Below are 20,325 nucleotides of genomic sequence, written 5' to 3'. Positions count from 1 at the left end.
CGCGTTGACCCCGAAAGTTTCGCTCGGTACCACGGTGCAGGATTTGTCCGCCGCCTGTCGGTTGCTGCGAGCTGAAATTCATCAGCGGCACGTCCTATCGGAGCCGGACGAAGCGACGGCGGCGAGCTGGTGGTCGAGGATCTCTACGGTTCCCACGAAATCAAGCTCGCGGCCGGTGACCTCGTGTCTTAGTCCTGCGTCTAGTTGCATCTGGTCGCGCCGGTCACGCGGGGTATGCGTGTGGCATCTTTTTCCCGGCTCCAGAGCGTGGTACGGGATGCCTACGCCCGCAGCCTGATCTTCGATCTCGATACCTCGATCCAGGCCCTGGCGGAGCGGCTTGGGCGAGAGATGACCCCGAAACGGTCAAATTGACCGGTATCTATCACCACCTGATCCGCTACTGGGCCGAAGTATGAAGAACATGTCTCTTTCTCGCGTTAAGCTATTTGCGGTGATGTCGGCGCTGGCGATGCTGTCGCTGGCGGCGCCGTCGTCGGCCCAGCAGGGCACGCCTCCCGCGGCGCCGTCCGCGCCTGCGGCCCAGCAGGCGCCCGCCGTATCGCAGGTCCCGGCCACGCCGCCCCAGGCAGCGGCTGCGCCGGCCGCATCCTCGGATGCAGCCGCGACGCCTGCGGAACGCGAGAGCAAATTGCTGAAGTCGGCTGCCGCGGAACTCAAGGAATTGTCGCCGTGGACGATGTTCATGTCGGCCGATGTGGTGGTCAAAGCGGTGATGATCGGCCTTGCCTTTGCTTCGCTGGTGACCTGGACCATCTTCATCGCCAAGATGATTGAACTGAGTGTGGTTCGGCGCAAGGTGCGCAGGGCGCTGGCCAAGATCGCCGACGCGAGGTCGCTGGCGGAAGCGCAATTCGCGCTGGGCGCCAAGGGCAGCGTATTGTCGTCCTTCCTTGCGGCAGCGATGCGCGAGGCACGGCTATCGGCGGGCATCTCGAGCGACGCCGGCATCAAGGAGCGCGCCGCGTCGAGCTTTTCGGAAATCGTGCGCGCCGAGGCGCGGCGGATCCGGCTCGGCATGGGGTTGTTGGCAACTATCGGCGCGACGTCGCCCTTCGTCGGACTGTTCGGCACAGTCTGGGGCATCATGAACAGCTTTATCGGCATTTCGAAATCGCAGACCACGAACCTCGCCGTAGTGGCGCCCGGCATCGCCGAGGCGCTGCTCGCCACCGCCATCGGTCTGGTCGCCGCGATCCCCGCCGTCATCATCTACAATCACTTTTCGCGGGTGACCAAGGGTTACATGGAACTGGTCAGCCGTGCATCGGGCGCCGCGGGACGGCTGCTGTCGCGCGATCTCGACCGCACGCACATCAGTCCGCACGGAAGCTCGCATTCGCGCGCGGCGGCGGCGGAGTAGGCGATGGGCGCGTCAATCGCAGAACACGACCTCGATGACGACAGCGATTTTTCGGAATCGCACGAGATCAACGTCACGCCGTTCATCGATGTCATTCTCGTCCTGCTGATCATCTTCATGGTGGCGGCACCTCTGTCGACCGTCGACCTGCCGATCGATTTGCCGACGTCGACCGCAACCCCGCAGAAGAAGCCGGACAAGCCGACTTATGTCAGCATCAAGCCGGATCTCTCCGTTGCGATCGGGGAGGACTTGGTCAAGCGCGTTGATCTGGTGCGCTCGCTCGATGCGATGCCGGACGCCAGCAAGGAGCGCCACATCTTCCTGCGTGCCGACCGCGCCGTGCCCTATGGCGAGTTGATGAACGTGCTCGAAATCCTGCGCGCCGGCGGCTATTCCAAGCTCAAGCTGGTGGCGCTCGAAGGCGTTCCCGAAGCGGCGGCGCAAGCGGCGCCGGCAAAACCTTGACCGGGCTCGACGACCAAAAACCCTCCCGGCGGCTCTGGATTACAGCCGCGGTGATCGCGCTCGCGCTTCACGTTGGCGGCGCAGCGCTGGCGATTGCGCATTTGCAGACCGAAGAGGCCGATGACGCCCTCGGCGCGACGGCGATCGAGATCGGGCTCGAAATGGCCGCCGTGCGCCGGGAGGTGACCGACCTGCCGCCGGGGCCGGACACCGATGCTTCCGCACACTCTCCGCCGCTCCCTGACCAGAATGCGGAGGCGAAGGAAACCGATCTGCCGCAGGACAAGTCGACCGAGCCCGAAGAGGCCGATCGGGTGGTGACGGAGACCGAGTCCAAGAAGCCGAAAGAGGACGACCCGAAGATCGCGGCGGTGCAGACGCAGGCGTCGCCCGAGTCGGTTGCCTCCGAGGCGACCGCGACGCCAAGTTCCGAGGAGATGCCGGAAGGACAGCGTTCGATCGCGCCGGTGATCGGCACCGGCGAAAGCGCACGGCGTGCGCGCGCGACCTGGCAAAAGGAGCTGGTCGCGCATCTCGACAAGCACAAACGCTACCCGAAGGAACGGCAGCAAAAATCCGCCGAGATCCAGATTCGCTTTACCCTTGACCGCATGGGCCGCGTGCTCTCGACCGATATCGAAAAGGGTTCGGGCGATCCGGCCTTCGACGAGGCGGCGCTAGCGATGGTGCGCCGCTCCGATCCGGTGCCGATGCCGCCACCTGTCATTGCCGACGAAGGCCTGACGTTCACGCTGCCGGTGATCTTCCGCGTCAAGAACAAGAGCTGACGCCCCGCATTCCTGCCATAGCGTTAGATCGGATAATGCTGCGGCCCGGTCTCGATCGTGATCCAGCGCAATTCGGTGAATTCGGCGATGCCGGCCTTGCCGCCGAAGCGGCCATAGCCCGACGCCTTGACGCCACCGAACGGCATCTGCGCCTCGTCGTGAACGGTGGGCCCGTTGACGTGACAGATGCCGGAATCGATGCGCTTGGCGACTTCGAACGCGCGCGCGATGTCGCGTCCGAATACCGCTGCCGATAGCCCGTATTCAGTGTCATTGGCGACGCGAACGGCTTCGTCCACGCCGTTGACGCGCACGACGCAGACCACCGGGCCGAACGACTCCTCGCCGTAGATCCGCATCGACGAGTTGACTCCGTCGATCACGGTTGCCGACATCAGCGTGCCCTCGCTGCGCCCGCCTGCGACCACCTTGGCGCCCTTGCTGACGGCATCGTTGATCAAGGCCTGGATGCGGGCCGCGGCATCGGTGCCGATCAGCGATCCCAGCGGCGCGTTACCCTTGCGCGGATCGCCGGCGACAAGCGATCCGGCTTTCGCCGCGAGCTTCGTTACGAAGGCATCGGCAATCTTCTCGTCGACGACGAGACGCTCGGTCGACATGCAGATCTGGCCCTGGTTCATGAAGGCACCGAACGCTGCAGCGGCAACGGCGGCGTCGATGTCGGCATCGTCGAGCACGATCATCGGCGCCTTGCCGCCGAGTTCGAGCAGGGCCGGCTTGAGGTACTTGGCCGCCACCTGCGCGATGATGCGGCCGACGCGCGTCGATCCCGTGAAATTGACGCGCCGCACGGCTGGATGGCCGATCAGCATTTCGATCAGGGCAGGGGCATCTTCCGGCGCGTTGGTGATGACGTTGAGCACGCCGGGCGGCAGGCCGGCGTCGCGCAGGCATTCGGCGATCAGCCGGTGGGTGCCCGGGCAGATTTCGGAAGCCTTCAGCACCACGGTGTTGCCGCAGGCAAGCGGCAGGGCGATGGCGCGCACGCCGAGAATGACCGGCGCGTTCCACGGCGCCATGCTCAGCACCACGCCGGCGGGCTGGCGCACCGCCATCGCGATACAGCCCGGCTTGTCGGAGGGGATGACTTCGCCCGAAATCTGCGTGGTGATGGCCGCCGCTTCGCGCAGCATGCCGGCGGCCAAGTGAACATTGAAGCCGGCCCAGCCGGCCGTCGCGCCGGTCTCCGCCGCCATCAGCTCGATGAACTGGGGTGCCTTCGACGCCAGAAGATCGGCAGCCTTCAACAGGATCGCGCGCCTGGCGTTCGGACCGGTAGCGGACCATGCGGGGAAGGCGGCGGCTGCAGTGTCGGCCGCGCGCTTCGCATCCGCGATCTGGGCTGCCGCGGCGCGGCTTGCGAGATCGCCGGTGACCGGGTTGAGGCGATCGAACGTCGCGCCGTTCGATGCCGGGACATCCTTGCTCTCGAGCAGCAGCGAAATTTCATACATGGCTTCTCTCCTCACGCGTGGCGTTACGATGATGATGCGGTGGCCGGCGGTACGCCGCCGAGATAGGCACGCTGGACGGCGGGATCGGACTTCAGTTGATCGGCAGTGCCGTGCCCGACGATGACACCGTTTTCGAGCACATAGCCGCGATCGGCGATCCGCAGGCTCTCCTGCGCGTTCTGTTCGACGAGCAGCAATCCGACACCGGCCTCGCGCACCCGCAGCAAGGTGGCGAACAACTCCTGCACCATCGCGGGTGAGAGCCCGAGCGACGGTTCGTCGAGCAACAGGATATCCGGATTGGACATCAGCGCGCGGCCGATAGCGAGCATCTGCTGTTCGCCGCCGCTCATGGTGCGCGCGATCTGGGCGGCGCGTTCGCGCAGGCGTGGAAACAGCGCAAGCACCTGCTCGCGCCGCGCCGCTTCGCCCTCGCGGGCGCGCTTCGGATTGGCGCCGAGCAGAAGATTTTCCTTCACCGTGAGGTCGCCAAAAATGCCGCGGCCTTCCGGCACCAGCGCCAGCCCGCTTTCGACAATGTCGTGGGCGGCAAGCGCGGAGATATCGCGGCCGCCGAGGCGCACCTGCTTGCCGGGAAGCGTACGAACGACGCCCGCGATGGCTTTCAGGAGCGAGGTCTTGCCGGCGCCATTGGCGCCCAGGATCGCTACGACCTCACGGCGGCCGACGCTGAGGGCGACGCCGTCGAGCGCGCGGTGCAGGCCGTAAGCGAGGCTGAGATTTTTGACCTCAAGCATCGGCGGCTACCCCGCCAAGATAGGCCTTCACGACGGCCGCATCACTCAGCACGTCCACAGTGGCGCCTTCGGCGATCTTGCGGCCGCTGCTCATGACGATGCAGCGGTCGCAAAGCGCGCGAACCGCGCTCATCACATGCTCGACCAGCACGATGGTGATTCCGTCAGCCCGCAATGATCGGATCAGGTCGATGCCGATCGCAAGCTCGGATGGATTGAGACCGGCGAGCCATTCGTCGAGCAGCAGCAGTCGCGGCTTTGCCGCGAGGGCGCGTGCGAGTTCCAGGCGCTTGCGGTCGATATAGGTGAGGTCCGCCGCGGGCCGCTGGTCGTGCCCGGCAAGACCGACGCGATCAAGCAGCGTATCGATCCGCAGTTCTGCCTCGGAGGCGGGCAGATGCGGCCTCTGGAACGCCAACCCCGCCTTGATGTTCTCGCGGCAATCCATGCCGTCGAGCACGCGGACGAGCTGGAATGTCCGAGCAAGGCCGAGCCGCGCGATCCGGTACGACGCAAGGCCTGCGATGTTCTGGCCCATCAGGCGGATGGTGCCGGCATCGGGGCGCAGCACGCCCGAGATCAGATTGAGCGCCGTGGTCTTGCCCGACCCGTTGGGGCCGAGCAGGCCCATGATTTCGCCTTGGGCGATCGTAAAGTCGAGATCGTTGACCGCGACGAGCCCGCCGAACGCGCGCCGCAACCCACTGATCGTCAGCACTGGTGTTCCGTTGCCCTGGCTCATGCGGTTGCCTGTTGCGTGGCTTTGCCGCCCGCCGTCGTCGATAGCTTCTCGAACAATCCCGCGACGCCCCTCGGCAGCATGTAGACGATCAGCAGGAAGATGCAGCCGAGGATGATCGTGAACGTGTTCGGAAACCGCGCACTCAGCAGTTCGAACAGTAGCGTCAGCGGCACGGCGCCAAGTACCGGCCCCCACAGCCGGTGCGCGCCGCCGAGCAGCGCCATGATCAGCACCTGAAACGAAATCATCGAATTGAAGGCGATCGACGGCTCGATATAGGTCCAGCGCGGCGCCATGATTGCGCCGACCAGCGTCATGACCGTGGCGCTGATCGTGAACAGGGCGACCTTGGCAAAGGTGGTGTTGATCCCGCAATGTTTGGCGACGGTCTCGTCTTCGCCGATCACCCGCAGCGCAAAGCCGAGGCGCGAGCGCGCGATCAGCCAGCCCAGCAGGAATACGGCGGCCGTGAGCGCGAGCAACTGCCAGTAAATATCGGCCTGCGTGATGTCGACGAAGACATAGCGCCCGAGCACGCGCGACTTGTTGACCTCGAACCAGACCACAAGCTGGCGGATCAGTTCGGTCAATCCAAAGGTGAAAATGACGAAATACACGCCGCTCAAGCGCAGCGTCGAGAGTCCGACGATGGCGGCCACAACGGCGCCGAGCGCGGCTGCGGTCAGCAGTACGAGCGGCCATGGCAAGATCTCGCCGAGCACAGCAACGGTATAGGCGCCGACACCGAAGAAGGCGGTGGTTGCCAATGAGACGTAGCGGGTGGGTCCAGAGAACATGCCCCAGGCCGTCGCCAGCACGGTGTATTGCAAAAGGCTGATGGCGAGCGCGAGGTAGTAGGCATTGCCGAGGCGCGGAACGAGCGCCAGCAACGCAAGCGCTGCGAGCGCTGTGGCACCGAAGCCGGCGATACGCGCGCTCATCGCGTCGCCCTGCCAAACAGGCCGGCCGGCTTCACCAGCAACACGGCGAGGAACAGGGCGAAGTTCACGGCAAGGGTGAGCCCGGGATCGACATAGGAGGCAACCAGCGCCTCGCTGAGACCAAGCGCCAGGCCTGCGACCAGGCAGCCCAGCATGTTGCCGACGCCGCCCATCACGACGACGATCAAGGCCTTCATCGTGAAGACGACGCCGGAGGACGCGCTGAAGGTAAGGAAGGTGCTGACCAGCACGCCGGCGGCGGCGACCAGCGCGCCACCCAATGCAAATGTCAGGGCCGAGGCCTGCGGCACATTGATGGCGACAAGCTGGGCGGCAAAAGGGTCGACGGCGACCGCGCGTACCGCCGTGCCGGCGCGGGTCCGTGTCAGCGCGGCATACAGCGCCAGACCGAGCAGGATGGTGATCCCAAGCGCGGCGAGGCGGTTGGCTGCGACAGTCTCACCAAGAAGCTGCACCGGGAAGGCCAGGAACGAATAGCTGTAATAGGCTCCACCGAACAGCGCGAGCATCAGGCCCTGAATGACGAAGGTGAGGCCAAAGGTTGCGAGAATGCTGTCGACCTCGAGCGCGTCTCGGTTGGGCGCGCGTCGCACCAACGGCGTCAGCAGCAGTTTGTAGATTGCAAAGTTGAGCACGAAAGCGAGGGGGACGACCAGCGCCAGTCCGACAAACGGACTGATCGCCCAGCCCGTGAACAGCCAGTGCGATGCAAAGGCGGCGGCGATCAGGAACTCGCCGTAAGAGAGGTTCATGATGCGCGCAACGCCGTACTGGAGCGTGAGCCCCATGGCGATGAGCGCATACATGCCGCCCAGCATCAGGCCGGTCAGAATGGCGTTGGTCATTGGCGTGCTGGCCGCGTCTCAATCTTGACGTTACGGGGCCACCCAGGCCGGCTTCGGAACGATCGCGGCGCGCGCGCCTTCGTTCTTCGCCGGAGCGATGCCGTAGAACTCGCCATCCTGCCACTGGCCAACCCACCAGTAACGCGTCGGCATGTTGTTCTCGAGCTTGACCTTGCCGATCACGGTGTCGAACGTGCCGGTCTGCAGATCCTTGATCACGGCGGCGCGGTCGATCTTGCCGACGCGCTCGATCGCCTGCTGCAGCATCTGCAGGCTGGCATAAGTGACCGCGCTCGCCCAACGGTCCGGCTCCGCCCCGTTGGCGGCGGCGGCCTTGTGGCGGGCGAGATAGTCCTTGATCGCCGGACTGTCGCCGCTCCAGCCGCCGATGCCCATCACGCCGTCGGTGTTCTTGCCGAATTTTTGCTTGTAGAGCGGGAAGGCGGTGCCGACGCCGGTATAGAAAACCTTCGGATTGAGGCCCGCAATCCGCGATTGCTCGGTCAGCGCCAGCGTATCCGGCGGATAGCTGAAGGCAATGAAGACATCGGGGTTGAGCGCCTTGATCTCGTTGACGATCGGCGCCAGATCCTGCGTGCCGATCGGATAGCTCTTGTCGTAAGCGAGCTTGAACTTCGCGTTGGTGAGTGCCGGCCGCGCGGCCGACGACAGATCGATTCCGAAGCCGTCGGCAATGCTGACCATTGCCACGGTGTCTCCGATCTTCTTTTCGTCGCGCAATTTGTTCAGCAATTCGACCAGCGATTTTGCGGCGTCCGCGCTGGTGCCGAGCAGCCAGAAACTGTTCGGCCAGCGCTTGGCGAGTTCGGGTGCGCGGTCGGTCACGGCTGTGGCGGCGAGGTGCGGATAGCCTTCACGATTGAGCGTCGGACCAACCGCCAAATTGAGGCCGGTGCCCCATGGCGGCAGGATGAAATCGACCTTGTCCTGGTTGATCAACCGCTCGAGCGCCCGCACCGCCTCTTCGGCGTTGGAGCGGTCGTCGTACTGCACGACCTCGATCGGGACGCGCTTGTCGCCGAGCTTGATGCCGCCGGCGGCGTTCACCTCCTTCACCCACAATTCGTAGTTGGGGATGGTGGTGACCGCGGCGCCTCCGGTGTTGGGGCCGGTGCGCGAAATCGCGTAGCCGATCTTGATCGAGGTTTGCGCTTCGGCGATGGCGGTCAGGCCGAGCGTAGCGGCACAGGTGGCGGCCGCCAGCAGGGCGGTGCGCCGCGTCAGGAATGTCATCATCTTCTCCTCCCAGGGTGCGTCGACCGGCGCCATTGAACTGGCGCTCGTGATCGCCCTGACGTTAGGGGAGGTTGCCGGATGCTTGGAATTGGACGAAACCGGGGAAAGATTGTACTTTTCTGGCAAATCTTCCGCTTCACTGGCGGCGGATTGCTCAGGAGCGAATTACTTAAGAGATTTGGGCATGTCGGCATCACCAGGGCTGAACGGACTGCCGGTCGGCGTCGCGCTGGCGGTACGTGCGGAGGCGTTTTCGGCCGCCCTCGCGGCTCGATCATGGGTCATCCGCCAGAAGGTGGAGCGCCGGGCGCATCTATTGTTGCTGCAATCGGACCGCGGCCGGGCTTCATGGCACGGAACGGGCGTCGCGCTCGAAGCGCCGGCGCTGCTCTGGTTGCCGGGCAGCACCGATGCAGCGCTGCACGTTGGTCCCGGCGCGCGTGGCTTCCTGTTGTCGGTGGACGATGCTTTCCTGATCAAGATTATCGCGGGCAGTGCCGAGGCGCTGCATCTGCGCAGGACCACTGAGCGCGTTGCGCTGGTTGCCGGCGAGACGCTTCCTCCACATCTCGACACGATCGCCGAATCCTGCCGCGCGATCGTGGCGGAGTTGCGCGGGCCCAGCTTCGGCGGCGCGACGCTGATCGCGTCACATCTGCTGTTGCTGTGTCTGCAACTCTGCCGGCTCAGTGCCTCGCATGATGAGCGTCACGAGGTTGCAGCGCGTGGCGGTGGTCCGGCGCTGGTCGGCAATTTCCTGCAAATGGTCGAACTGCACTACCGCGACGGCTGGCCGGTGGCGCGCTATGCGGATGCGCTCGGCGTCACATCCGACAAGCTGCACGCCCATTGCCAACGGGAGAAAAACTGCGGCCCGCGCGCGATGATCCATGAGCGCCTGGTGCGCGAGGCCTGTACGCGTCTGCAGCAGCTCGATCTTCCCGTCGAGCAGATCGGATACGGCCTGGGTTTCCGCGATCCCGCCTATTTCAATCGCTTTTTCCGCAAGTATTGCGGCGCATCACCGGGCAGCTATCGTCGGCAGATCCGGCTGGAGCACGCACGCAGCGGTCCGTCTTACGCGGCGTGGCCGTGAAAGCCGCGCCCATCTTTCCGAACTGGAGAGGGTGGATTCGGCATCATGGTCGCCGCGCCAATCCAGCGCGGGCCAACGCAATCACTTCGTTCGAAGCTCAGCGCCAGAAGTAGCGGATGCTGACGTAGACGATGGCGAGGCAGATGAAAATCAGTGCCACCGGCAGCCGCGGTTTTGCCGCCTGGCCGGATGCGGCCTGTTGTTTTGGCCGAGCGGGCGGGCGGCGGAAAGCGGTGACGTTGCCGCTGTCGGTGGCCGGCTCACTCGCGCGCGAAGGAATCTCGGGTGGCGTTCCGGAGCCGCCCATCTCCGCATAGTAGCTCTTGTACATGAGCTGGATGGTGGCCTCGGAAGCGTCCGCCTCGGTCATCTTCGCAAGGAGCAACTGCCTGTAGCCTTCAAGAAAGTTTTGCGCTTCAGCGGGCAGGGCGGTGAAGCCGTTGAGCTTGGCCAGCATTTTCCATGTTGCAAAATCTGCCCTCGCGCGGGTGTCGGCGCGTCGCGCAATCAACATATCGGCAGCTTTTGTCGCCATGGTCCGGGTCGGTTCTTCCCTTGCGGGTTCGTTTCTATTTGAAGCTTAAGCGTTGCCGGTGATGAAGAGAAGCGCGTTGATCACATAACCGGTCAGTGTCCGCAGTATCGCCGAAATAACATCAAGATTTAGGCCGAGCTGCGCGCCGATGATGGGAAGCAGGATCAGAAGGCCGATCAAAATCAGCATCCCATACGGTTCCAGCCGCGACAGCGGGTAAGCCAGCACCCGCGGCAGCAGCCCGACGGCGACCCGACCACCGTCCAGCGGCGGGATCGGCATCATGTTGAAGATCGCCAGCACGATATTGATCAGGAAGGCGTTTTTGAGGTTGTCCGCGGTCCATTTGGCGGCCTCTGCCGGTACCAGAGGCAAGGCATGGAAGGCTAACGCCATGATGATCGCCAGAATGATGTTGGTGGCGGGCCCGGCCAGCGCCACCCAAACCATGTCGAGCCGGGGGTGGTTCAGGTTCCGGAAGTTCACCGGGACCGGCTTGGCATAACCAAACACGAACGGCGAATGCGATAGCAGCAGAATGCCGGGGAGAATGACGGTCCCGAATGGGTCGATATGCTTGAAGGGGTTGAAGCTAACCCGGCCAAGCTCCCATGCGGTCTTATCCCCGAGCCGATACGCCACGAAAGCGTGGGCGGCCTCGTGGAAGGTGATGGCGATGAGGAGTGGGAGCACCCAGACCGATATGCCGTAGAGTGAGATGTTCACGAGACACCGCTCAGTTGAAGGCGATCGGAATAGCGTCGCGCGTTGCACGCCGCACCGAAACCTCATCAAGATGGTTTGAGATGGTAGAGCGCAAGTGGTCCGCGAGCAGCGTGCCCGCCCGTGATAGATTCGCGGTGCGGTGCAGGCAAATGTCTGCGGCCGGCAGTCGCGGCATGCCATCGCGCTCCGACAGGGGGCGTAGCTTCGGCGGAAATGTACCTGCCTTTACGATCGTCACCGCAAGCCCCTGCGCCGCAACCGACTCGACGGCCGCAAGGCTGTGGCTGACGAAAGCCAGCCGCCAGGGCCGCTTGGCGGCATCCAATGCCTCAATTGCCCATTTTCGGAACAGGCAGCCCTGCGGATAAAGCGCAAGCGGCAACGGATTTTGCTGCTCAACGGGGTGAAACGCACCGGTTGCCCAGGCGGCCTGTTCGCGGCGCAGGAATTCACCCTCGCCATGTCCCTCCGGGTGCATCGCAATGACGAGGTCATAGGCCTTGCCGAGGCGCGCGGGCATGGAAGAGGTGAGCCCTATCTCCATCTCGACATGGACCAGCGGGTAACAGGCGGCAAAGCTCGCCAGCACAGGCGGAACGATCAACGTTCCATAGTCGTCCATCACGCCCAGGCGCACAACGCCTTCGATCTTGCGCTCCCGCAACTTACCGACAGCCTCGTCGTTTAGCGTCAGGATACGCCTTGCGTATCCGAGCAGCCCTTCGCCTGCGGAGCTCAAATCGACATTGGCTTTCGTGCGATTGAATAGCTCGACGCCGAGGCGTTCCTCCAGGCGCTTGATCTGCATGCTAACCGCGGATTGGGTCCGATTAAGCTGGGTAGCCGCGCGCGTGAACGAGCGGCTGTCGGCCACCGCCACGAAAGCCTTCAAGAGATCCGGATCGAGGACCGGTGCGCTCATAAGTAAACGTTATTTCCTCTATCATGGAAATTCCATTTCTTGATTACTAAACCCTCCCTACCTTGCACGCAAGCCGGAAGGGGAAAGTGTATGAGCGAGGCATGGGGCGTGTTGGCGGCGATCCTATCGAGCGGCCTGGGCGGGACTTCGATCGGGGCAACGCGCTATCTGGTGAATGCGGTTGATCCGCTGGCGATCGGTTCGTTTCGGTTCGGCATCGGTTTTCTGCTGTTGTTGCCGGCGGCCCTTCTGCAAGGCGCGCAGTGGCCGCGGCGTCCCGACTGGTTGAGCGTTGCCGGGTTGGGTGTGCTGTACTTCGCCCTGTTCCCGATCCTGTTCAATGCGTCTCTGATTTTCACGACAGCGGCGCGAGGCGCCCTGGCCCTGTCGACGCTTCCGTTGCTGACGATGGTGGTGGGAGCGGCGCTCGGCAGCGAGGCCCTTACGGTACGCAAATCGATCGGTGTCGTGATCGCAACGCTCGGGGTCGCCCTGGCGCTTTTGTCGAACCTTGCTTCCGCGCCGCCGGGCGCTTGGCGCGGCGATTTACTGATGATCGCCGCGGCCCTGTGCATGGCGCTCTACAGCATCTGGTCCAAGCCATTCATCGCTCGCTCCGGGCCGATTCCCTTCACGACCGTATCCATGGGCGTCGGGGCTGTGTGTCTTGTCCTGGTCTCGTACTGGCGCGGCAGTTTTGCGCCGGTCGCAGCTTTCGAGGTCCCGCAATGGCTGGCTGCCATTTATCTCGGTGCCTTCGGCAGCGCGTTGACGTTTTATCTGTGGGCGTTCGCGCTGGCGCGCACAACGCCGACGCGCGTCGCGATTTCGGTCACCGTCAATCCGATCACCGCGTCGCTGGTTGGCGCGGCCTTGCTGGACGAACCGCTCCGCTGGAATCTTGTTGCCGGCATCCTCGCGGTGTTCGCTGGCATCTGGGTCGCTACGACTTCGGGCCGGCGTCCTGCAACGCGATTGTCCCGAGTGCCGATTGACTAGTACGTCGCTCGGCCGCCAGAAATATCGAACACCGCACCCGTCGAGAACGCGCAATCTTCCGACGCCAGCCACGCCACCATCGCCGCGAGTTCTTCCACCAGCACAAAGCGCCCCTTCGGAATCTTCGACAGCATGAAATCGATATGCTGCTGGGTGAGCTGGTCGAAGATCGCGGTTTTCGCCGCCGCCGGCGTCACCGCGTTGACGAGGATGTCGTGCTGCGCGAGCTCCTTGCCGAGCGACTTGGTCAGCGCGATCAGGCCGGCCTTCGAGGCCGAATAATGCGCCGCGTTGGGATTGCCTTCCTTGCCGGCGATGGAAGCGATGTTGACGATGCGGCCGTATTTTTGCTGCAGCATCGCAGGCACCACTGCCTTGCAGCAGATGAAGGGGCCGTCGAGATTGATGCGCAGCACCTTGCGCCATTCGTCGAGGTCGGTTTCCCAGACCGTCTTGTTGATGCCGGCGATGCCGGCATTGTTGACGAGGATGTCGATCTTGCCGAGTGTCTTCAGCGTTTCGTCGCGAGTCTTCTCGACAGCGGCGAGGTCGGAGACATCGACCTTGAAGGCGGATACCGCCGGGCCGATTTCCTTCGCGGTACTTTCCGCGAGCGGCAGGTCAAAATCCCAGATCGCGACCTTCGCACCCGATGCGACGAAGCGTTCGGTGATTGCGCGCCCAAAACCCTGCGCCCCGCCGGTGACGACGGCGCAACGGCCGTTCAGATCGATCTTGTTCATCCGAGTGTCCTTTCACTAGATCTTGCCGCGCCGGCGATCTGCTCCCTCGCCCGCTCTTCGCGGGGAGAGGTTAGGATCACAGCGTCCAGCCGCCGTCGATGACGTGCGCGCCGCCGGTCGTGAACGCGCTTTCGTCGCTGGCGAGATAAACGGCGAGCGACGCGATCTCCTCGGCGGTGCCGAGCCGCCCCATCGGCTGCCGCGCGATGAACATCTCGCGCCCGTTGGGGCCTGCTGCCGCCGCACGCTCCAGCATCGAGGGCGTCTCGATGGTGCCGGGGCAGATGCAGTTGCACCTGATACCTTTGGCGACAAAGTCGGTGGCGACCGAGCGCGTCAGCGCCGCGACCGCAGCCTTGGTCGCACCATAGACGTAGCGGTTCGGTGCGGCCTTGAACACGCCGGCGGCGGAAGAGATGTTCACGATCGCGCCGCGGCCATTTTCCAGCATGCCCGGCAGGAATGCGCGGATGGTGCGGTGCATCGACTTGACGTTGAGGTCGAATGAAAAGTCCCAGTCCTCGTCGGAGCAATCCAGCACGGTGCCGTGGTGCACGAAGCCTGCGGCGTTGAGCAGGATGTCGGTCGTGCCGGCGCGCTTGGCCATGGCGGCGACGGCTGCGCTGTCGCGGACGTCGAGCCTTGCCACTTCGGCGATGCCTTCGCTCTTGAGCGCGGTGAGTTTGGCCCCGTCGATATCGGTGGCGAACACCGTCGCCCCTTCGCGCGCAAAAGCCACGGCGCAGGCGCGGCCGATTCCAACGGCCGCGGCAGTGACGAATGCGCGCTTGCCCTTCAGGCGGTCTGACATGGTCTTTTTCTCCTTGTTTCTTCGTTCGTCATTGCGAGGAGCAAAGCGACGAAGCAATCCAGACCGTTTCCGCAGAGGGATTTCTGGATTGCTTCGCTACGCTCGCAATGACGGTGGTTGCCTGATGAGCGATGGCTTAATGATTGTCCCGCGCCACGCCGACCGTGCCCGCGATATTCTGATAGCGCGTGGCGAGCTCCATGCAGGCGCCAGTGGCCTGCTGTCCGACGGTCGAGCGGTAGAGCTCCTGCCACGGCGTCTGGTGGGCCGGGTAGGGGAAGCCGCCCTTGTCCTTCAACTCGGCGCGGCGCTTCTTCAATTCATCGCTCGAGATCAGGATGTTGGCGTCGCCCGTGTTGAGGTCGATGCGAACCTTGTCGCCGGTCCTTAAGATCGCCAGTCCGCCATCGGCGGCGGCCTCGGGCGAGGCGTTGAGGATCGAGGGTGAACCCGAGGTGCCGGACTGCCTTCCGTCGCCGATGCAGGGCAGCGAGAGGATGCCGCGTTTGATCAGCGCCGCGGGCGGCTGCATGTTGACGACCTCGGCGCCGCCGGGATAGCCGATCGGTCCGGCGCCGCGGATGAAGAGCACGCAGTGCTCGTCGATATTGAGCGAGGGATCGTCGATCCGGTCGTGATAGTCCTCCGGTCCCTCGAACACGATGGCGCGCCCCTCGAACGCATTCGGGTCTTTCGGATTGATCAAATAGCGGTCGCGGAATTCCTTCGAAATCACGCTGGTCTTCATGATTGCGGAATCGAACAGGTTGCCGCGCAGCACCAGGAAGCCCGCATCTTTCACCAGCGGCTTGTCGTAGCTCCAGATCACGTCGCCGTCGGGCTTTGGCGCCTCGCGGCAGTTCTCTCCGATGGTACGGCCGTTGACCGTGACGGCGTCTTCATGGATGCGCTTGTGCGCCATCAATTCGCGCACCACCGCCGGCACGCCGCCGGCGCGATGGTATTCCTCGCCGAGATAGAAGCCGGCCGGCTGCATGTTCACCAAGAGCGGGATGTCGTGGCCATGTTTCTGCCAGTCGTCGATCGAGAGCTCGACGCCGATATGCCGCGCCAGTGCGTTGATGTGGATCGGCGCGTTGGTCGAGCCGCCGATCGCCGAATTCACGACGATGCAGTTCTCGAACGCCTTGCGGGTCAGGATGTCGGAGGGCTTGAGATCCTCCCAGACCATTTCGACGATCCGTTTTCCCGTCTCGTAGGCGATCTGACCGCGCTCGCGATGCGGCGCCGGGATCGCGGCGCAGCCCGGCAGCGACATGCCGAGCGCTTCCGCCAGCGAGTTCATGGTCGAGGCGGTGCCCATGGTATTGCAATGGCCGACCGACGGGGTCGAGGACGCCACGAGTTCGATGAAGCCGTTGTAGTCGATCTCGCCGGCGGCAAGCATCTCGCGGGCTTTCCAGACGATGGTGCCGGAGCCGGTGCGCTCGCCGTTGTGCCAGCCGTTCAGCATCGGGCCGCCCGAGAGCACGATTGCGGGCAGATTGACGGTCGCCGCCGCCATCAGGCAGGCCGGCGTGGTCTTATCGCAGCCGGTGGTCAGCACCACGCCGTCGAGGGGATAGCCGAACAGGACTTCGACCAGGCCGAGATAGGCGAGGTTGCGGTCGAGTGCCGCCGTCGGCCGTTTGCCGGTCTCCTGGATCGGATGCGTTGGGAATTCCATGGCGATTCCGCCGGCGGCCCGAATGCCCTCGCGTACGCGATGCGCCAGTTCGAGATGGTGGCGGTTGCACGGGGAGAGGTCGTTGCCGGTCTGGGCGATGCCGATGATCGGCTTGCCGGATTGCAATTCCTCGCGGGTCAGGCCGTAATTGAGGTAGCGCTCGAGATAGAGCGCCGTCATCCCCGGATTATGCGGATTATCGAACCACTCGAGGGAACGTAGTCTTCGGCCCTTGCCATTGGTGGCAGTCTTGTTGTCGTTCTTTTTCATTGGTTCCTCCCGCACTGCAAGCTCGTGGGCGGCTAAAATCACGGCGGCGATCGCACCATGCTGAAAATTTCATCCGCCGCAACGCGCTTCGCCCGTGTCCTGCTGAGCACCCGATCTTAGTTCGGGGCAAAAGATAGCGCTACCATTTTCTATCCACGCTCAATCTATGCCCACAGACCCGGCCATCACGGTGCTTTGTCGCGTTGAGCTTTCACGGATCACCAACTGAAAGCCAAGGTCGAGCACCGGCGTCTGGGGACGACGGCCCTCGATGGCGTCGATCACCATGGTGATGGCGTGCCGACCCATTTCATAGCGATTGGTTCGCACGCTGGTGATCGAGGGGACCGCGGCGGCGGTGAACTCCAGGTCGTTGAAGCCGACAATTGCCAAGTCACGGGGAATCGATATCTGCCGACGCTGGCATTCGAAGAGAACGCCGAGCGCGAGGTCGTCGTTGACGCAGAAGACGGCGTCGATATCGGGCGTCTGGGCAAGGAGGTCGGCGAACAGCGTTCCGCCCAGCGTGACGGTCGTGGGCACGGAAGTGGTGACGATGAGGTTCGGGTCGAACAGCGAGGCCGCTTTCATGGCATCACGATACCCTTCGAACCGCCGCTGCACGCGGGGGTCCATTCGCGCACCGAGAAATCCGATGCGGCGGCGTCCCTGCTCGAGGATGTGCGAAATCGCCGCAGAAGCTGCGTCGTAGTGCGAAAAGCCGACCATCATGTCGACGGGACTGTCGCCGATCTCCATGATCTGCGTGACCGGGCAATTCATCGACTCCAGGATCGTGCGCGATTCCGCGGTTTGGTTGATGCCGGTGACGATCAATCCCGCAGGCTTCTGCGCCCGAAACAGGCGCAGCAGCTTTTCCTCCTGCAGGATACTGTAGCGCGTATTGGCAAGTTGAATGGTATAGCGGCTACCTTCGGAGGAATCGTAGATGCCGCGCAACACATCGGCGAACACGTTGTTGGTGAGAGAAGGAATGACAACGCCGATGACTTCGGTACGGTGCGAGGCCAGCGCCCGCGCGGCGAGATTGGGTACGTAACCCAGTTCCTTCACGGCGCTGTCGACGCGTTCCCGCTTGCTAAGCGACAGCGCTTCGGGGTTCCTGAAAAAACGTGATGCCGTGATTGGGCTGACGCCGGCGAGCTTGGCGACCTCGGTGAGGCGGATTTTGCCAGACTTTGTCTGTTTTCGTCCCATCTTGCGCTCATATCACAACAAATTAGACGTTTGAACAATTATTGACAGCGCTACCATCGGATTGCTAAAAGCCGCCAAACTGCGGATGATAATGACCGTTGAATTCGACTTCCGGCATTAGAGTCGAAAAGACAGCATGGCGTCGTCGCCCGTCTGTGGCGCCACAAAACAGAAAATGAGGGGAGTGAGTTCGATGTCGTCGGTACAGATTCGCGACGTGCGCAAGTCGTTCGGAAACTTTGAAGTTTTGCACGGCGTGTCGATTCCGATCGAGGATGGCGAGTTCGTCGTGCTCGTCGGCCCCTCGGGCTGTGGCAAGTCGACGTTGCTGCGGATGCTTGCGGGCCTCGAAAACATCACCTCCGGCACGATTTCGATCGGCGATCGCGTGGTCAACAATGTCCAGCCCAAAGAGCGCGACATTGCCATGGTGTTTCAGAACTATGCGCTCTATCCGCACATGACGGTCGCCGACAATATGGGCTTTTCGCTCAAGCTGCGCGGCGCCAAGCCCGAGGAAATCTCGACTGGCGTCAAGCGCGCCGCGGAAATCCTGGCACTGACCCCGTTGCTCGATCGCTATCCCCGGCAATTGTCGGGCGGCCAGCGCCAGCGCGTCGCCATGGGCCGCGCCATCGTGCGCGACCCCCAAGTGTTCCTGTTCGACGAGCCCTTGTCCAACCTCGACGCCAAGCTGCGTGTTGCGATGCGCACCGAGATCAAGGAACTGCACCAGCGGCTCAAGACCACGACGGTCTACGTTACCCACGACCAGATCGAGGCCATGACGATGGCCGACAAGATCGTGGTGATGCATGACGGCGTCGTCGAGCAGATGGGCACTCCGCTCGAACTCTATGACACCCCGGCCAACCAGTTCGTCGCGGGCTTCATCGGCTCGCCGGCGATGAATTTCCTTAAAGGCAAGGTGAAGTCGAACGGCGTCGCCGGTTTTGAAGGCCCGAACGGCGTCAAGCTGCCGCTGAAGACGGCGCCCGCCAATTCGGAAGGCCAGCCGGCGGTCTACGGCGTGCGGCCCGAGCATTTCACCATCGCCGATGACGGCGCCGAAGCCGAGATCGTCGTGGTCGAGCCGACCGGCTCGGAAACCCAGGTCTTCGCCAAGCTCGGCGGAGAGCAGGTGGTCGCCGTGTTCCGCGAGCGGCATCAATTCAGTCCGGGCGACAAGGTCCGGCTCAAGCCGGATCCGTCGCTCGTGCATCTGTTCGACGAGACGACCGGCAAGCGACTGAATGGCTGAGCAATAACCAAAATGGGCTGAGCAATAACCAAAAATACTCAAAGGGAGGATGGACTATGAATGACTTTACCCGCCGCTCTCTGCTTCAAGGCGGCACTGCGTTGGCAGCCGCCGGCGCGCTGACCGGACCCGCACTGCTCGATTTCGCTAAGGCCTGGGCGCAAGCCTCGCCGTGGAAGGCGGAGCAGGGCGCCAAGCTCACCGTGATGCGCTGGAAGCGCTTCGTGCCGGCGGAGGACGATGCGTTCAACGCGATGGTCGCCGCGTTCAAGGCCGCGACCGGCACCGAAATGAACGTGTTCTCGGAGTCGTTCGAGGACGTGCAGCCGAAGGCGTCCGTTGCCGCCAACACCGGCTCGGGCCTCGACCTCGCCTGGGGTCTGCACACGCTGCCGCAACTGTTCCCGGCGCAGGTGCTGCAGCTTGAACGACGTTGCCGATTATCTCGGCAAGAAATATGGCGGCTGGACCGATGCGGCGGCGGTGACCTGCAAGCAGGGCAACAACTGGCTTGGCATTCCCGTCGCGACCATCGGCGGCTACATGACCTACCGCAAATCGTCGATGGAAAAGGCTGGTTTCAAGGAATTCCCGAAGGACTTCCCGGGTTTCCTCGAGATGTGCAAGGCACTGAAGAAGAACAACACGCCGGCTGGTTTCCCGCTCGGCCACGCCTCGGGCGACGCCAATGCCTGGCTGCACTGGATCCTCTGGGGTCACGGCGCCTACACCGTCGACAAGGACAACAAGGTCATCATCAACTCGCCCGAGACGGTGAAGGCGCTGGAATATTGCAAGGCCCTGTCCGAGACCTTCATTCCGGGCGTCGCGTCCTGGAACGACTCGTCGAACAACAAGGCGTTCCTGGCCGGCGAACTGCATTGCACCGCCAACGGCATCTCGATCTATGTCGCGGCAAAGGACGATGCGAGCAAAAAGGAACTCACGGAAGACACCTATCATGCGCTGTGGCCGGTCGGTCCGATCGGGAAACCGACCGAACTGCAGCTCGTCGTTCCGATTCTGGCGTTCAAGTTCACCAAATATCCGAACGCGGCAAAAGCCTTCGTCGCCTTCATGCTGGAGAAGGAAAACTATGACAAGTGGCTGATGGGTGCGCGCGGGTATCTCACCCACACGCTCAATGCCTACGATAACTCGCCAGTGTGGACGGTGGACCCGAAGAACCAGGTGTTCAGCCAGGCCAGCAAGCGCGCGCTGCCCGCGTCCGGCATCGGCACGCCGGGCGAGAAGGCGGCGACTGCGATCGCCGACTTCCTGGTGGTCGACATGTTCGCCAACTACGCAACCGGCGCCAAGGATGCCAAGACGGCGATCGCGGAAGCCGAACGGCAATTGAAGCGCATCTATCGCTGAC

19 protein-coding genes and 2 pseudogenes are annotated in these 20,325 nt (G+C 63.4%); 8 read left to right on the top strand and 13 right to left on the bottom strand.

Translation table 11 applies throughout. From position 1 onward, the window contains the following. Nucleotides 1-94 precede the first annotated feature (94 nt). The 4 genes and pseudogenes from V1277_RS00445 to V1277_RS00430 all read left to right on the top strand — a co-directional run. Nucleotides 95-419: pseudogene (locus V1277_RS00445) on the top strand (PKHD-type hydroxylase); the annotation flags it as partial. Beyond that, complete coding sequence (exbB, locus tag V1277_RS00440; protein WP_442894432.1) at nucleotides 416-1,384, top strand: tonB-system energizer ExbB; 969 nt, start codon at nucleotides 416-418, stop codon at nucleotides 1,382-1,384. The pseudogene V1277_RS00445 and the gene exbB, both read left to right, overlap by 4 nt. A gap of 3 nt (nucleotides 1,385-1,387) precedes the next feature. Further along, nucleotides 1,388-1,852, top strand: coding sequence for a TonB system transport protein ExbD (exbD, locus tag V1277_RS00435; protein ID WP_334414586.1), 465 nt, complete (start codon nucleotides 1,388-1,390; stop codon nucleotides 1,850-1,852). Then, nucleotides 1,849-2,640, top strand: a complete 792-nt coding sequence (locus V1277_RS00430; RefSeq protein WP_334414585.1) for an energy transducer TonB — start codon at nucleotides 1,849-1,851, stop codon at nucleotides 2,638-2,640. Before exbD ends, V1277_RS00430 begins: the two co-directional genes overlap by 4 nt. 23 nt (nucleotides 2,641-2,663) lie before the next feature. Here the strand turns inward: V1277_RS00430 and V1277_RS00425 are convergent, their stop codons facing one another. Genes V1277_RS00425 through V1277_RS00400 form a run of 6 tightly spaced genes read right to left on the bottom strand, consistent with a single transcriptional unit; the run spans nucleotide 2,664 to nucleotide 8,676 of the window. After that, entirely contained in the window at nucleotides 2,664-4,115 is a 1,452-nt protein-coding gene (locus tag V1277_RS00425) for an aldehyde dehydrogenase (RefSeq protein WP_334414584.1), read from the bottom strand. Nucleotides 4,116-4,138: 23 nt separating this feature from the next. After that, complete coding sequence (locus tag V1277_RS00420) at nucleotides 4,139-4,873, bottom strand: ABC transporter ATP-binding protein (RefSeq protein WP_334414583.1); 735 nt, start codon at nucleotides 4,871-4,873, stop codon at nucleotides 4,139-4,141. Continuing rightward, on the bottom strand, nucleotides 4,866-5,615 hold the full coding sequence (locus tag V1277_RS00415; protein ID WP_334414582.1) for an ABC transporter ATP-binding protein: 750 nt from the start codon (nucleotides 5,613-5,615) through the stop codon (nucleotides 4,866-4,868). Before V1277_RS00415 ends, V1277_RS00420 begins: the two co-directional genes overlap by 8 nt. Next, complete coding sequence (locus V1277_RS00410) at nucleotides 5,612-6,556, bottom strand: branched-chain amino acid ABC transporter permease (protein WP_334414580.1); 945 nt, start codon at nucleotides 6,554-6,556, stop codon at nucleotides 5,612-5,614. Before V1277_RS00410 ends, V1277_RS00415 begins: the two co-directional genes overlap by 4 nt. Then, on the bottom strand, nucleotides 6,553-7,422 hold the full coding sequence (locus V1277_RS00405) for a branched-chain amino acid ABC transporter permease (protein WP_334414579.1): 870 nt from the start codon (nucleotides 7,420-7,422) through the stop codon (nucleotides 6,553-6,555). The genes V1277_RS00410 and V1277_RS00405 overlap by 4 nt, the downstream gene beginning before the upstream one ends. A 30-nt stretch (nucleotides 7,423-7,452) precedes the next feature. Next, nucleotides 7,453-8,676, bottom strand: a complete 1,224-nt coding sequence (locus V1277_RS00400; RefSeq protein ID WP_442894553.1) for an amino acid ABC transporter substrate-binding protein — start codon at nucleotides 8,674-8,676, stop codon at nucleotides 7,453-7,455. A gap of 187 nt (nucleotides 8,677-8,863) precedes the next feature. Here V1277_RS00400 and V1277_RS00395 point away from each other — a divergent pair, with 187 nt between their 5' ends. Then, nucleotides 8,864-9,775: a helix-turn-helix domain-containing protein gene (locus tag V1277_RS00395; protein ID WP_334414577.1), complete on the top strand. Its 912-nt coding sequence runs from the start codon at nucleotides 8,864-8,866 to the stop codon at nucleotides 9,773-9,775. Between the two features lie 97 nt (nucleotides 9,776-9,872). On the opposite strand, the gene V1277_RS00390 is transcribed toward V1277_RS00395, so the two are convergent. The 3 genes from V1277_RS00390 to V1277_RS00380 all read right to left on the bottom strand — a co-directional run bounded on the left by V1277_RS00390 (nucleotide 9,873) and on the right by V1277_RS00380 (nucleotide 11,958). Then, nucleotides 9,873-10,289: a hypothetical protein gene (locus tag V1277_RS00390; RefSeq protein WP_334420246.1), complete on the bottom strand. Its 417-nt coding sequence runs from the start codon at nucleotides 10,287-10,289 to the stop codon at nucleotides 9,873-9,875. Nucleotides 10,290-10,355: 66 nt separating this feature from the next. After that, nucleotides 10,356-11,036 carry a site-2 protease family protein gene (locus V1277_RS00385; protein WP_334414576.1) on the bottom strand — a complete coding sequence of 227 codons (681 nt, stop codon included), beginning with the start codon at nucleotides 11,034-11,036 and terminating at the stop codon, nucleotides 10,356-10,358. Nucleotides 11,037-11,046: 10 nt separating this feature from the next. After that, entirely contained in the window at nucleotides 11,047-11,958 is a 912-nt protein-coding gene (locus V1277_RS00380; RefSeq protein ID WP_083219157.1) for a LysR family transcriptional regulator, read from the bottom strand. 90 nt (nucleotides 11,959-12,048) lie between these two features. On the opposite strand from V1277_RS00380, the gene V1277_RS00375 reads away from it, so the two are divergent. After that, nucleotides 12,049-12,957 (top strand): DMT family transporter, encoded by a 909-nt coding sequence (locus V1277_RS00375; protein WP_334414575.1) that lies wholly within the window; start codon nucleotides 12,049-12,051, stop codon nucleotides 12,955-12,957. On the opposite strand, the gene V1277_RS00370 is transcribed toward V1277_RS00375, so the two are convergent. From V1277_RS00370 to V1277_RS00355, 4 genes are all read right to left on the bottom strand, one after another. Then, entirely contained in the window at nucleotides 12,954-13,700 is a 747-nt protein-coding gene (locus V1277_RS00370; RefSeq protein ID WP_334414574.1) for an SDR family NAD(P)-dependent oxidoreductase, read from the bottom strand. The two genes, V1277_RS00375 and V1277_RS00370, sit on opposite strands and share 4 nt — an antisense overlap. 76 nt (nucleotides 13,701-13,776) lie before the next feature. Further along, the gene (locus V1277_RS00365; RefSeq protein ID WP_334414572.1) at nucleotides 13,777-14,511 is read right to left on the bottom strand and encodes an SDR family oxidoreductase; all 735 of its coding nucleotides are present in this window, start codon (nucleotides 14,509-14,511) and stop codon (nucleotides 13,777-13,779) included. A 136-nt stretch (nucleotides 14,512-14,647) separates the two neighbouring features. Then, nucleotides 14,648-16,468, bottom strand: coding sequence for an IlvD/Edd family dehydratase (locus tag V1277_RS00360; RefSeq protein ID WP_213285947.1), 1,821 nt, complete (start codon nucleotides 16,466-16,468; stop codon nucleotides 14,648-14,650). Between the two features lie 159 nt (nucleotides 16,469-16,627). Then, nucleotides 16,628-17,686 (bottom strand): LacI family DNA-binding transcriptional regulator, encoded by a 1,059-nt coding sequence (locus tag V1277_RS00355; protein ID WP_334414571.1) that lies wholly within the window; start codon nucleotides 17,684-17,686, stop codon nucleotides 16,628-16,630. Nucleotides 17,687-17,879: 193 nt separating this feature from the next. Between V1277_RS00355 and V1277_RS00350 the strand changes: the two genes are divergently transcribed. Both V1277_RS00350 and V1277_RS00345 read left to right on the top strand, forming a co-directional pair. Next, the gene (locus tag V1277_RS00350) at nucleotides 17,880-18,947 is read left to right on the top strand and encodes an ABC transporter ATP-binding protein (RefSeq protein WP_334414570.1); all 1,068 of its coding nucleotides are present in this window, start codon (nucleotides 17,880-17,882) and stop codon (nucleotides 18,945-18,947) included. 56 nt (nucleotides 18,948-19,003) lie between these two features. Continuing rightward, nucleotides 19,004-20,324, top strand: a pseudogene (locus V1277_RS00345) (ABC transporter substrate-binding protein). Nucleotide 20,325: the final 1 nt, after the last annotated feature.

The organism is Bradyrhizobium sp. AZCC 1588 (assembly GCF_036924735.1).
In the GTDB taxonomy this organism is placed as follows: Bacteria; Pseudomonadota; Alphaproteobacteria; order Rhizobiales; family Xanthobacteraceae; genus Bradyrhizobium.
This window is presented reverse-complemented; position numbering and strand designations above follow the sequence as displayed.

Bases quoted from the DNA above. Each gene is read 5' to 3' on its own strand.
- V1277_RS00425 (WP_334414584.1), bottom strand. From the start codon at position 4,115: ATGTATGAAATTTCGCTGCTGCTCGAGAGCAAGGATGTCCCGGCATCG.
- V1277_RS00350 (WP_334414570.1), top strand. From the start codon at position 17,880: ATGTCGTCGGTACAGATTCGCGACGTGCGCAAGTCGTTCGGAAACTTT.
- exbD (WP_334414586.1), top strand. From the start codon at position 1,388: ATGGGCGCGTCAATCGCAGAACACGACCTCGATGACGACAGCGATTTT.
- V1277_RS00365 (WP_334414572.1), bottom strand. From the start codon at position 14,511: ATGTCAGACCGCCTGAAGGGCAAGCGCGCATTCGTCACTGCCGCGGCC.
- V1277_RS00405 (WP_334414579.1), bottom strand. From the start codon at position 7,422: ATGACCAACGCCATTCTGACCGGCCTGATGCTGGGCGGCATGTATGCG.
- V1277_RS00370 (WP_334414574.1), bottom strand. From the start codon at position 13,700: ATGAACAAGATCGATCTGAACGGCCGTTGCGCCGTCGTCACCGGCGGG.
- V1277_RS00360 (WP_213285947.1), bottom strand. From the start codon at position 16,468: ATGAAAAAGAACGACAACAAGACTGCCACCAATGGCAAGGGCCGAAGA.
- V1277_RS00355 (WP_334414571.1), bottom strand. From the start codon at position 17,686: ATGGGACGAAAACAGACAAAGTCTGGCAAAATCCGCCTCACCGAGGTC.
- exbB (WP_442894432.1), top strand. From the start codon at position 416: ATGAAGAACATGTCTCTTTCTCGCGTTAAGCTATTTGCGGTGATGTCG.
- V1277_RS00415 (WP_334414582.1), bottom strand. From the start codon at position 5,615: ATGAGCCAGGGCAACGGAACACCAGTGCTGACGATCAGTGGGTTGCGG.
- V1277_RS00420 (WP_334414583.1), bottom strand. From the start codon at position 4,873: ATGCTTGAGGTCAAAAATCTCAGCCTCGCTTACGGCCTGCACCGCGCG.
- V1277_RS00390 (WP_334420246.1), bottom strand. From the start codon at position 10,289: ATGTTGATTGCGCGACGCGCCGACACCCGCGCGAGGGCAGATTTTGCA.
- V1277_RS00395 (WP_334414577.1), top strand. From the start codon at position 8,864: ATGTCGGCATCACCAGGGCTGAACGGACTGCCGGTCGGCGTCGCGCTG.
- V1277_RS00400 (WP_442894553.1), bottom strand. From the start codon at position 8,676: ATGACATTCCTGACGCGGCGCACCGCCCTGCTGGCGGCCGCCACCTGT.
- V1277_RS00380 (WP_083219157.1), bottom strand. From the start codon at position 11,958: ATGAGCGCACCGGTCCTCGATCCGGATCTCTTGAAGGCTTTCGTGGCG.
- V1277_RS00410 (WP_334414580.1), bottom strand. From the start codon at position 6,556: ATGAGCGCGCGTATCGCCGGCTTCGGTGCCACAGCGCTCGCAGCGCTT.
- V1277_RS00375 (WP_334414575.1), top strand. From the start codon at position 12,049: ATGAGCGAGGCATGGGGCGTGTTGGCGGCGATCCTATCGAGCGGCCTG.